13 protein-coding genes are annotated in these 9,480 nt (G+C 44.9%); 7 read left to right on the top strand and 6 right to left on the bottom strand.

What is annotated here, in order from left to right:
* The 4 genes from B3180_RS04975 to B3180_RS04960 form a co-directional block, all read left to right on the top strand.
* Nucleotides 1-138, top strand: a 138-nt coding sequence (locus B3180_RS04975) for a ribosomal protein L16 (protein WP_286843361.1), incomplete at its 5' end; no start/stop codon positions are given.
* Entirely contained in the window at nt 138-329 is a 192-nt protein-coding gene (rpmC, locus tag B3180_RS04970) for a 50S ribosomal protein L29 (RefSeq protein ID WP_011235145.1), read from the top strand. The genes B3180_RS04975 and rpmC, both read left to right, overlap by 1 nt.
* Nucleotides 329-592, top strand: coding sequence for a 30S ribosomal protein S17 (rpsQ, locus tag B3180_RS04965; RefSeq protein ID WP_054489112.1), 264 nt, complete (start codon nt 329-331; stop codon nt 590-592). Before rpmC ends, rpsQ begins: the two co-directional genes overlap by 1 nt.
* A 169-nt stretch (nt 593-761) precedes the next feature.
* Nucleotides 762-2,171 (top strand): carbohydrate porin, encoded by a 1,410-nt coding sequence (locus B3180_RS04960; protein ID WP_222235644.1) that lies wholly within the window; start codon nt 762-764, stop codon nt 2,169-2,171.
* Nucleotides 2,172-2,215: 44 nt separating this feature from the next.
* Here the strand turns inward: B3180_RS04960 and B3180_RS04955 are convergent, their stop codons facing one another.
* From B3180_RS04955 to B3180_RS04930, 6 genes are read right to left on the bottom strand one after another with little or no spacing between them, the layout of a single operon-like run.
* Complete coding sequence (locus B3180_RS04955; protein ID WP_054489109.1) at nt 2,216-2,608, bottom strand: Na+/H+ antiporter subunit G; 393 nt, start codon at nt 2,606-2,608, stop codon at nt 2,216-2,218.
* Between the two features lie 12 nt (nt 2,609-2,620).
* Nucleotides 2,621-2,890: a K+/H+ antiporter subunit F gene (locus B3180_RS04950; protein ID WP_054489107.1), complete on the bottom strand. Its 270-nt coding sequence runs from the start codon at nt 2,888-2,890 to the stop codon at nt 2,621-2,623.
* Nucleotides 2,884-3,372 (bottom strand): Na+/H+ antiporter subunit E, encoded by a 489-nt coding sequence (locus B3180_RS04945; RefSeq protein WP_054489105.1) that lies wholly within the window; start codon nt 3,370-3,372, stop codon nt 2,884-2,886. Before B3180_RS04945 ends, B3180_RS04950 begins: the two co-directional genes overlap by 7 nt.
* 5 nt (nt 3,373-3,377) lie before the next feature.
* Complete coding sequence (locus B3180_RS04940) at nt 3,378-4,892, bottom strand: monovalent cation/H+ antiporter subunit D (RefSeq protein ID WP_278358486.1); 1,515 nt, start codon at nt 4,890-4,892, stop codon at nt 3,378-3,380.
* On the bottom strand, nt 4,892-5,233 hold the full coding sequence (locus tag B3180_RS04935) for a Na+/H+ antiporter subunit C (RefSeq protein WP_054489101.1): 342 nt from the start codon (nt 5,231-5,233) through the stop codon (nt 4,892-4,894). The genes B3180_RS04940 and B3180_RS04935 overlap by 1 nt, the downstream gene beginning before the upstream one ends.
* On the bottom strand, nt 5,233-8,022 hold the full coding sequence (locus tag B3180_RS04930; protein ID WP_222235642.1) for a monovalent cation/H+ antiporter subunit A: 2,790 nt from the start codon (nt 8,020-8,022) through the stop codon (nt 5,233-5,235). The genes B3180_RS04935 and B3180_RS04930 overlap by 1 nt, the downstream gene beginning before the upstream one ends.
* 271 nt (nt 8,023-8,293) lie before the next feature.
* On the opposite strand from B3180_RS04930, the gene rplN reads away from it, so the two are divergent.
* The 3 genes from rplN to rplE form a co-directional block, all read left to right on the top strand.
* On the top strand, nt 8,294-8,662 hold the full coding sequence (gene rplN / locus B3180_RS04925) for a 50S ribosomal protein L14 (protein ID WP_006956444.1): 369 nt from the start codon (nt 8,294-8,296) through the stop codon (nt 8,660-8,662).
* 10 nt (nt 8,663-8,672) lie between these two features.
* Nucleotides 8,673-8,987, top strand: coding sequence for a 50S ribosomal protein L24 (gene rplX, locus B3180_RS04920; RefSeq protein WP_034822544.1), 315 nt, complete (start codon nt 8,673-8,675; stop codon nt 8,985-8,987).
* A 20-nt stretch (nt 8,988-9,007) separates the two neighbouring features.
* On the top strand, nt 9,008-9,480 hold a 473-nt coding region (gene rplE / locus B3180_RS04915), incomplete at its 3' end, for a 50S ribosomal protein L5 (RefSeq protein WP_286843349.1).

Below are 9,480 nucleotides of genomic sequence, written 5' to 3'. Positions count from 1 at the left end.
TGGGTTGCTCAGATTCAACCAGGTCGCGTTCTGTATGAAATGGACGGTGTTCCTGAAGAGTTGGCACGTGAAGCGTTCCGCCTGGCGGCGCGTAAACTGCCTTTCAAAACCACTTTTGTGACTCGGACGGTAATGTGATGAAAGCAAGTGAACTGAAAGATAAAACCGTTGAGCAGCTGCAGGAAGAATTGCTAGGCTTGCGTCGTGAGCAGTTCAATCTGCGTATGCAGGCGGCAACTGGTCAGCTGAATCAGACTCACATGATGAAACAAGTGCGTCGTGATATCGCACGTGTTAAAACCATCTTAAATGAGAAGGCAGGTGCGTAATGACTGATGAAAAACGTGTTCGTACTCTGCAAGGCAAAGTTGTCAGCGATAAGATGGATAAAACCATCACTGTAGCTGTTGAACGCCGTGTAAAACACCCGGTATACGGGAAGTACATCACGCGTACAACTAAAGTACATGCGCATGACGAAGAAAACCAGTGTAAAGCTGGCGACACCGTGATTGTTCGCGAAAGTCGTCCGCTGTCTAAGAATAAATCTTGGACTCTGGAAGAAATCGTAGAGCGTGCTACTGTTGTCTAAACGCAGATAACGAAGTAAAAAATACAAAGGCCTCCCTTGCGGAGGCCTTTTTTTTGATCTAAACCTTAATAGGTTGAGTACAAATATCTGAAATTAAATAATTTATTTTTATTAAAGAATTAATAATAAAAGCGCATATCAGTGCGTAATACTCAGAGGGAGTCAACCTATGTCAAAGAGCTTATTTTTTGCAGCTACGGTACTTGCAGCAAGTCCGGTGGTTGCCGCTCCACAGGAAAGTAACTCTGTCGAACAAGAGATACAAGCGCTTAAAGAGCGGTTGGCTCAATTGGAAAAGCGTTTAGCAGAAAAAGAAGAAAGTGAGAAAGAAGAAGAAATTGTTGTTGTCAAAGAACAAGATACTGAGGAAGAAACAACAGCTGATAAAAGTGATGGCAAGCGCAGAGTTGTCTATGACTCAGGTGTTCACGCTCGTTTAGATGAGTTGGAAAAAAGAACGGAAGAAAACGAAAATTGGCCAATAAAGGTTCATGGTGCGGTCCGTTTTCAGTATGAATACAATAATTACGATTCTGATAATGAAGACAGAATGGGTGATTTAGATTTCGATATTTTCCGGCTGAATTTTGATGGCGAAATGGGTGGAGTGATTTTATCTGCCGAATACCGTTGGTTCAATTATCAAGATGTCGTTAAACATGCCTGGTTTGGTTATGATTTTACTGACAAGCTTCAAGGCCAGGTTGGTGTCGTAAAAATACCTTTCGGTAATATGCCGTATAATTCCCACAGTTACTTTTTTAACACTACCTTTTATGTCGGTTTAGAAGATGAGCACGATAATGGACTTCGGTTTAAGTATCGGGGGGACGAATGGGATTTTGATTTAGCTTATCTTAAGTCTGATGAGCAAGGTGGTATCGATGGCTCAACCTCTGACAGAACCGCTCGCTATAATTACGATACAGTAGGTATTAGGCTGCCAGGACAGGGTGCCTATGATGAACCTGGATTGCCTATTGGAGAAAGTAATAGCTATGCATTCCGTACGGCTCGTAAGTTTAATTTCAGTGATGACGAAAACTTAGAGCTCGGTGTATCGGTTCAGGGGGGGAACTTATATTCAGGAACTGCAGGAGAAGGCTTTACCGCAGCACAACAATACGAAAACCAAAATGTCGGTAATCGTTTAGCATGGGCTGCTCACGGGGTTTATAATAACGGGCCATGGAATGTCCAGCTGCAGTATTCTGACTATGACTATGACTTGAAATTAGAAAACAGAGGCGTCTATATGGCTGCCTATGCTTATTACGACGCTATCCCAACCGAAGCTAAGCTTTATACCGCTAACGTGGCTTACACCTTACCTGTTGATATTGGTCCTATTACTAGCTTTACCTTTTATAATGACCACAGTTTAATGACGGATAAAATGGGTTATCAGGACGATACCTGGATGAATGTGTTGGGTGTCGCTGTAGCAGCCGGCGGGGGCTTTTACACTTACGTTGATTACGTAAAAGCGAAAAACCAACCCTTTATTGGAGGTAATACAGCGACAGACGGTGGGGAAGTCAATGACCGTTTCAATATTAACTTCGGGTATTATTTCTAAAAAGCCTTAAGCCTGTATAGAAAAATTGAAGACATGGTTCCCTGTTAGGGTTCCATGTCTTTTTCTTTGGGCAGTATATGTTCGTAAGAATCACCTTCCTGACGGAAATCTCTTGTGCGATTGAACATTTTTAGTTCCGTATGCAGAGCTGCTTTTGCCATAATATGTGCGCTGATAGGAGCCGTCAAAAACAAGAAAATGGCGATTAAAAGCTCATTAAAATTTGGTGTTCCCTGAGCTGCCGTAATGATGATAGTGGCAATAACAATACCGCCAATACCAATTGTCGTGTTCTTTGTTGGAGCGTGAAGTCTGGTAAAAAAGTCAGGTAATATAGCCAGACCGAGTGAGCCAATAAAAGCAAAGCAAGCGCCTAAAAGAATAAAAAAAGCAGCTAACCATTGCGACCATTCGGGTAATTGATTTAGTGCGTCCATAATTGTCTACCTTTATTCTATTAAGTCGCCGCGCAGTAAAAACTTACCAGCGGCGATGGTGCCAACAAAGCCAAACATGGCAATAAGCAGGGCGGCTTCAAAGTAGGTTTGGGTGTTCTGATACATTCCCAGCAGAAGTAATAAAGCCAGGGAGTTAATATAAATGGTATCTAATGCCAATATCCGGTCCGGTAAATCAGGGCCTTTAACCAGCCGCCAGAAGTTTAGCAACACCGATAAACTGAATAGCAAGAAGGCAATTTGCAGTACTGTCGTTAACATTTAAAAATCTCCTTCAGGCGTCGCTCGTAACGATTTCTAATGGTGTTTATGACTTCTTCGGGGTTTTCCTCAGAGAATGCATGAATAAGAATCCCTTTACGTCCACGAGTTATTTCGCAAGAAACAGTACCAGGCGTTAATGTGATTGTGCTGGCAAGAATAGTAACCGGTAGTTCCTCTTTCATATCCAGTGGAAAGACGAAAAGTGCCGGTTTTATTGAGCGAGGTTTTCCTATTATCATTCCTGCAATTTTAAAATTGGCGACGACAATGTCATTTAAAAGAATAAAGAAATAAACCAACGCTAAATCTGGGCGCTTAATGGTTGCGAATTTAGGCCATGCTGAGCGAAAAAGAAATGGAACAAACCACGCAAATATGGCGCCCAGCAATACGACTCCGGGAGCAATAGAGTTAAACAGTAGCATCCAGACAGCCAGTAAAAATACTGACAGCCAAGGTGTCGGGAAAAGTTTTTTCATGACGATTATTTCTCCCCTTCAGTTAGTACGCGTGATGGATACTGTTGTATATCATAAAGCTGCTCCGCGACATCAGTAGTGTAACTACGAATAGGGTTGGCAAAAATTGTCATGGTCAGTGACAGCGCAAGCAGCATGATGACTGCAGCGCGTTTGCCTAAAGGAGCCGATTGCTCATTAGGTTTGCCTGATAGCGTGTGCCAAAGCATCTTACTTCCCGCTCTGGTTACAGAAATAAGCATAATAAGGGTGGCGCCTAATACAGCCCCCCACAGCCAAAAGTTTGTTCCATTCGGACTGGCCGACTCTAATATAAAGAGCTTTCCAACAAAGCCGGACAGCGGTGGTAATCCGATAATTGCAATTGCTGCGACCAGGAACATGACAGAATAGGTTGAGTGATTTGCCATTTTCTTACCAGAGACAATGCGAGAGGCTGTTTTACCACGCTCAAATGCAATGAGATCAGCCAATAAGAACAACGCACCAGTAATAAAGGTCGAGTGTATTAAATAAAACAGCATTGCGCCGGTGGTGGCTATGTCATTTAAGCTGTATGTCGCTATAAGCGTGCCTATAGAAATGACGACCAAATAGGCGACTAATAACCTCAGGTCGCGTGCGCCAAGAATACCAATGGCTCCGGCCAACATGGTAATAAGACCCATAACCCATAACCAGTCATGGGCAATAAAAGCCAGTTCGTTTGCTTCGGGACCAAAAATAAGAGTGTAAACCCGAACGATAGCGTAGACCCCGACCTTCGTCATTATCGCAAACAACGCAGCTACCACTCCGGTGGTTGTAGAGTATGCCTGAGGCAACCAGAAATGCAGAGGTAAGATAGCTGCTTTTATTCCGAAAACGATTAATAGCATCATACCGCCGGCTTTCGCTAAAGCGGCTTGATCACCGGTTAACTGTTGAATTTGTGTGGCAAGGTCAGCCATATTCAGCGTACCAGTCACACCATACAACGTACCTATGCCTATTAAGAAAAGCGCAGAACCTAACAGGTTAAGCAGGACATAATGCAATGTGGTGCGTAAACGGAATTTTCCTCCTCCATGCATAAGTAATGCATACGAAGAAATTAAAAGCACCTCAAAAAATACGAATAAGTTGAAAATATCGCCCGTGGCAAAAGCCCCCATTATGCCCATAATCTGAAATTGGAATAGGGCCTGGAAATGGGAGCCGAGATTATCCTCAGCGTAGCAGCCATAAATCAGAACGGGCAGGGCTAATATCGCGGTTATCAGCATCATCAATGCACTGAGTTTGTCTACCATCAGGACAATGCCAAACGGCGCCGACCAGTTTCCCAGAGCATAAACAATCATTTGGTTCTGGTTAACCTGAATGAGTAACGCGATGCTTAGTACGAGCGTCAATATACTTGCCAGAAGACCAATAGCTCTTCTTTTGGGTTGAGGTCTATCTCCCCAAGGCAGAAGTTGTAAGAGTGCTGCAAAAAGCGGCACTAAAATCGGAAGTATCGCCAAATGTTGTTGCCACATTAGCGGTTGCCCTCCGTGCTGTTATCCTGCTGATTAACTTCGTCCGTTCCAATTTCTCCACGGGCGCGTACGGCTAAGATGATCGAATAAGCTGTCATTGCAAAACCGATAACAATAGCGGTAAGAACCAGAGCTTGAGGCAACGGATCTGCATAAGTTTCCTGGGTACCATAAATTGGTGCCCCGTCTATTGTGAGTCGTCCGGTGGAAAAGAGAAATAAATTAACAGCGTAAGAAAGCATAGTGATGCCCACGACCACAGGAAAAGAGCGGCCGCGTAAAATAAGGAAAACGCTGCATGCGGTCAAAACGCCAACGGTAACAGAGTATAAAGTTTCCATTAATGTCCCTCATGCGTTGGGCGATGACGCGTCGTCATCTTGCCAAAGTTACTTAAAATCATCATGGTTGCGCCGACAACAGTCAGGAAAACGCCCAAATCGAACAGTAAGGCTGTTGCAAATTCAAACTTACCAACCAACGGCCATTCTAAGTAGGTGAACCATGATGTCAGGAAGGGTTTATTAAACACCCAGCTACCAATACCCGTTAATGCCGCGGTCATTACACCAAATGACATAAGTGACTGGTAATTAACATTGAACCGTTCTTTTACCCAATCAACACCATTTGCGATGTATTGCAGGATCATGGCGGATGCGACAATAAGCCCGGCGATAAAGCCGCCACCGGGTAAGTTATGTCCTCTAAGGAAGATGTAGGCTGCAACGATCATCGCTATAGGCAGAATGATATTAGCTACCGTAGTTAACATCAGTGGGTGTTTGATACGATGCCAGGGGCGGCCATCGATATCGCTGGATGGCATAAAGGGCTTCAGTTTGTTTAAGAGTTTATGAATGCCGGCTGCTGCTATAGCCAGCACGGTAATTTCACCTAATGTATCGAAGCCACGGAAATCTACCAAAATAACATTAACCACGTTTGTTCCACCGCCACCGGATTTGGCATTGGCAAGGAAAAAGTCGGAAATGCTTTCAAACGGTGAGGTAAGAATGGCGAAGTTAAGTGTCGCGACAATACCACCAATAAAGCTGGCAATAATAATGTCTCTAAAAACGCGGTGTCCTGAGGAAGCCCGACTGGTTTTTTGTGGCATAAAGAATAGCGCCAGTATCATCAAAATAATGCTAACTACTTCCACGACTAACTGAGTCATTGCTAAATCGGGCGCCGAAAAATGCGCAAACGCCAGTGATACAACCAGGCCAACGACCGATAACATGCTTAGCATGACAAAACGGTTGCGGTGTAATGTTGCTGTTGCAAATGCCGCTCCAATAAGGACCAGAGCACCCACCATACTAACCATATCAACGGGCAGTTGCGGTTTGCCCCCGGTGACGACACTTAAATCACTTAATGACGGCAATAAGACAACAATGACACTGATAAGCACAAACGCAATATAACGCTGCAGCGAACCTGTATCTAACCGCTCATAGAAGTTTGCTGCGGCGTCCGACACTTTTTGAATAATGTGCTCAAAGTTGTGTTTCGCGTCCTGTCCGTCAAACTGTCGGTTGAAAGTAAATAGCTGGTCTCGCGCAAGGTAAATAAGGATTCCGCCGACAACCGCTACAGCACTCATGAGTAAAGGTATATTGAATCCGTGCCATAAAGACAATTTAACCTGAACAGGGGCGGCAGTAACTGCGGCTGCAGCCTGATCAAGTATGCCCGAAACCATTGTCATCGGAGCCAGCCCGATAGCGATACACAGTAAAGCCAGAACAACGACCGGAGCCGACATCATCCTTGGTGGGTCATGAGGCTTCTTTGGTAACTCTTTGTATTCACCGTTAAAGAAAACGTCATGGATAAAACGAATAGAGTAGGCTACGGAAAGCATCGCTCCGACTGTCGCCAGGATTGGAATAAACCAGGACAATCCGCCAAATAGGTGTTGTTGGAGTGCCTGATCAAGGAAGAGCTCTTTCGACATAAAGCCATTGAAAGGCGGAATGCCTGCCATAGAGGCAGCAACAATCATGGCCAATGTTGCGGTAATTGGCATCAGGCTCATTAAGCCTTGTAATTTGCGCATGTCACGCGTGCCTGATTCATGGTCAATAATACCGGCGGTCATGAATAGACCGGCTTTAAAACAAGCGTGATTAATAATGTGGAATAAGGCGGCTATGACAGCACCCTGCGTGCCAATGCCGAGTAACATACAAATGAGACCGAGATGACTCACGGTAGAGAATGCCAGTAGTCCTTTTAAGTCATGTTTTAGCAGCGCAAAGTAAGCACCTACTAACATGGTGATTAAGCCGGTTAAAGTTACTAGGGTAAACCAGAGCTCAGTCTCAGCTAATACCGGGTGAAAACGTGCCAGTAAAAAGATACCTGCCTTTACCATGGTAGCGGAGTGTAAGTATGCACTGACCGGAGTTGGGGCCGCCATAGCGTGTGGCAGCCAGAACTGAAAAGGGAACTGCGCTGACTTAGTGAAGGCGCCAAGTAAAACCAATATTAAAGCGGGGACATAATAGGCATGAGCCTTTATTTGTTCTGCCGCCGCAAAAATATCATCTAACTGATAACTGCCGGCGATATTGCCAATAATAAGCAAACCCGCCAATAAAGCGAGTCCGCCGGCTCCGGTCGTTGCCAGTGCCATTCGCGCACCGCGTCGGGCATCACTACTATGGAACCAGTAACCAATCAGTAGAAAGGAAGAAATACTGGTCAGTTCCCAAAACACCCACATTAATAAGATGTTGTCGGCCATAACGATGCCAAGCATCGATGACATGAATAACAATAAGCACGCATAAAAACGAGCTTCATCGTCTTCGCGACTTAAATAGTAGTGGGCGTATGTAATAATGAGTACGCCAATTCCTAAGATAAGCCCGACAAAGAGCAGAGAGAGTCCATCGAGCCGAACAGCAAAGTCGAGACCGATGCCGGGAAGCCACTCAACCATTTGTTTGGGGACATCACCAGCTAACGTTGCAGGTGCGTATTGAAATAAAACAATTAAGCACAGAACAGGAACCAGTAATGTAACTCCGGTTTTTACCGGTCGTGAAGCACGTTTAACCAATAGTGGTAAGAGCGCACCAAAAAATGGGGCAAAAATAATGAATAACAGATTCATACCATCGAAGTCCCAAGTCAGCTTGTGCTCTTTATATAAGGTGGATGTCGTAGAGCAACTTAAAGTATTGAATTTACCATTGGTTTTGTCGCAATCCAACTAAACTAAACCGTTATAGTCGTTAGTTCACCGTACACCTACGAAAAATTCTGAGATTACCCTACCACTCCTAAAATTTATCTGTTACACTTCGCGACCCTTTTTATAAGGGAAAAACCAAAGGCAGCACGACCCGAGAGGGTCTGTTTTTTTAACTAAGCGGGGCACTGAAATGATCCAAATGCAAACTACCCTGGACGTTGCCGATAACTCCGGCGCGCGCAGCGTACAATGTATTAAGGTTCTAGGTGGTTCGCACCGTCGCTACGCAAACATCGGCGATATCATCAAAGTTACTGTTAAGGAAGCAATTCCTCGCGGTAAGGTGAAGAAAGGCGATGTAGTGAATGCGGTGGTCGTTCGCACCAGAAAAGGCGTCCGTCGACAAGACGGGTCGGTCATCCGTTTTGACCGCAACGCGGCTGTGTTGTTGAATAACAACCAACAGCCCATTGGCACTCGTATTTTCGGGCCGGTAACTCGTGAACTGCGTTCAGAGCAGTTTATGAAGATTATCTCGCTGGCACCAGAAGTACTATAAGGAGTCAATTATGGCGGCAAAAATTAAACGTGATGACGAAGTAGTCGTCCTGGCAGGTAAGGACAAGGGCAAGCAAGGCAAAGTCCTGAAAGTTCTTACTGATAAAGATCGCGTGATCGTGGAAGGCGTCAACGTAGTCAAGAAACATCAGAAGCCAAATCCGGCTTTAGGTGAATCTGGCGGCATCGTTGAACAAGAAGCAGCCATCCACATTTCGAACGTAGCGATCCTTAACCCAGAGACAGGTAAAGCAGATCGTGTTGGATTTCGTATTGAAGATGGCAAGAAAGTTCGCTTCTTCAAATCGAACAACGCAATCATTTAATTCAAACTTGGAGTTTTACGATGGCGAAACTGCATGATTTTTATAGAGAATCGGTAGTTCCTGGACTGATGAAAGAGTTCAGCTACAACAGCGTCATGCAAGTCCCTCGGATTGAAAAAATCACCCTTAACATGGGTGTTGGTGAAGCTCTGGCTGACAAAAAAGTACTTGATAACGCAGTGGCGGACCTAGAGGCTATCTCTGGTCAAAAGCCAATTCGTACTGTGGCACGCAAGTCTGTCGCCGGTTTCAAAGTCCGTGAAGGCTTCCCGATTGGCTGTAAAGTAACTCTGCGCGGCGAGCGCATGTGGGACTTTTTGCAACGCTTAATTTCGATTGCAATCCCACGTATCCGTGACTTCCGTGGCCTGAACCCTAAATCGTTCGATGGTCGTGGTAATTACAGCATGGGTGTTCGTGAGCAGATCATCTTTCCGGAAGTCGACTATGACAAAGTCGACAAGGTACGTGGTCTGGATATCACCATTACCAC

Origin of the sequence: Idiomarina sp. UBA4206 (genome assembly GCF_002383015.1) — a bacterium.
In the GTDB taxonomy this organism is placed as follows: domain Bacteria; phylum Pseudomonadota; class Gammaproteobacteria; order Enterobacterales; family Alteromonadaceae; genus Idiomarina; species Idiomarina abyssalis.
Note: the sequence above shows the minus strand (reverse complement) of the source record. Positions and strands in the feature narration are given on the sequence as shown.

Coding starts and splice junctions, on each gene's coding strand:
- rpmC (WP_011235145.1), top strand. CDS start 138: ATGAAAGCAAGTGAACTGAAAGATAAAACCGTTGAGCAGCTGCAGGAA.
- rpsQ (WP_054489112.1), top strand. CDS start 329: ATGACTGATGAAAAACGTGTTCGTACTCTGCAAGGCAAAGTTGTCAGC.
- B3180_RS04960 (WP_222235644.1), top strand. CDS start 762: ATGTCAAAGAGCTTATTTTTTGCAGCTACGGTACTTGCAGCAAGTCCG.
- B3180_RS04955 (WP_054489109.1), bottom strand. CDS start 2,608: ATGGACGCACTAAATCAATTACCCGAATGGTCGCAATGGTTAGCTGCT.
- B3180_RS04950 (WP_054489107.1), bottom strand. CDS start 2,890: ATGTTAACGACAGTACTGCAAATTGCCTTCTTGCTATTCAGTTTATCG.
- B3180_RS04945 (WP_054489105.1), bottom strand. CDS start 3,372: ATGAAAAAACTTTTCCCGACACCTTGGCTGTCAGTATTTTTACTGGCT.
- B3180_RS04940 (WP_278358486.1), bottom strand. CDS start 4,892: ATGTGGCAACAACATTTGGCGATACTTCCGATTTTAGTGCCGCTTTTT.
- B3180_RS04935 (WP_054489101.1), bottom strand. CDS start 5,233: ATGGAAACTTTATACTCTGTTACCGTTGGCGTTTTGACCGCATGCAGC.
- B3180_RS04930 (WP_222235642.1), bottom strand. CDS start 8,022: ATGAATCTGTTATTCATTATTTTTGCCCCATTTTTTGGTGCGCTCTTA.
- rplN (WP_006956444.1), top strand. CDS start 8,294: ATGATCCAAATGCAAACTACCCTGGACGTTGCCGATAACTCCGGCGCG.
- rplX (WP_034822544.1), top strand. CDS start 8,673: ATGGCGGCAAAAATTAAACGTGATGACGAAGTAGTCGTCCTGGCAGGT.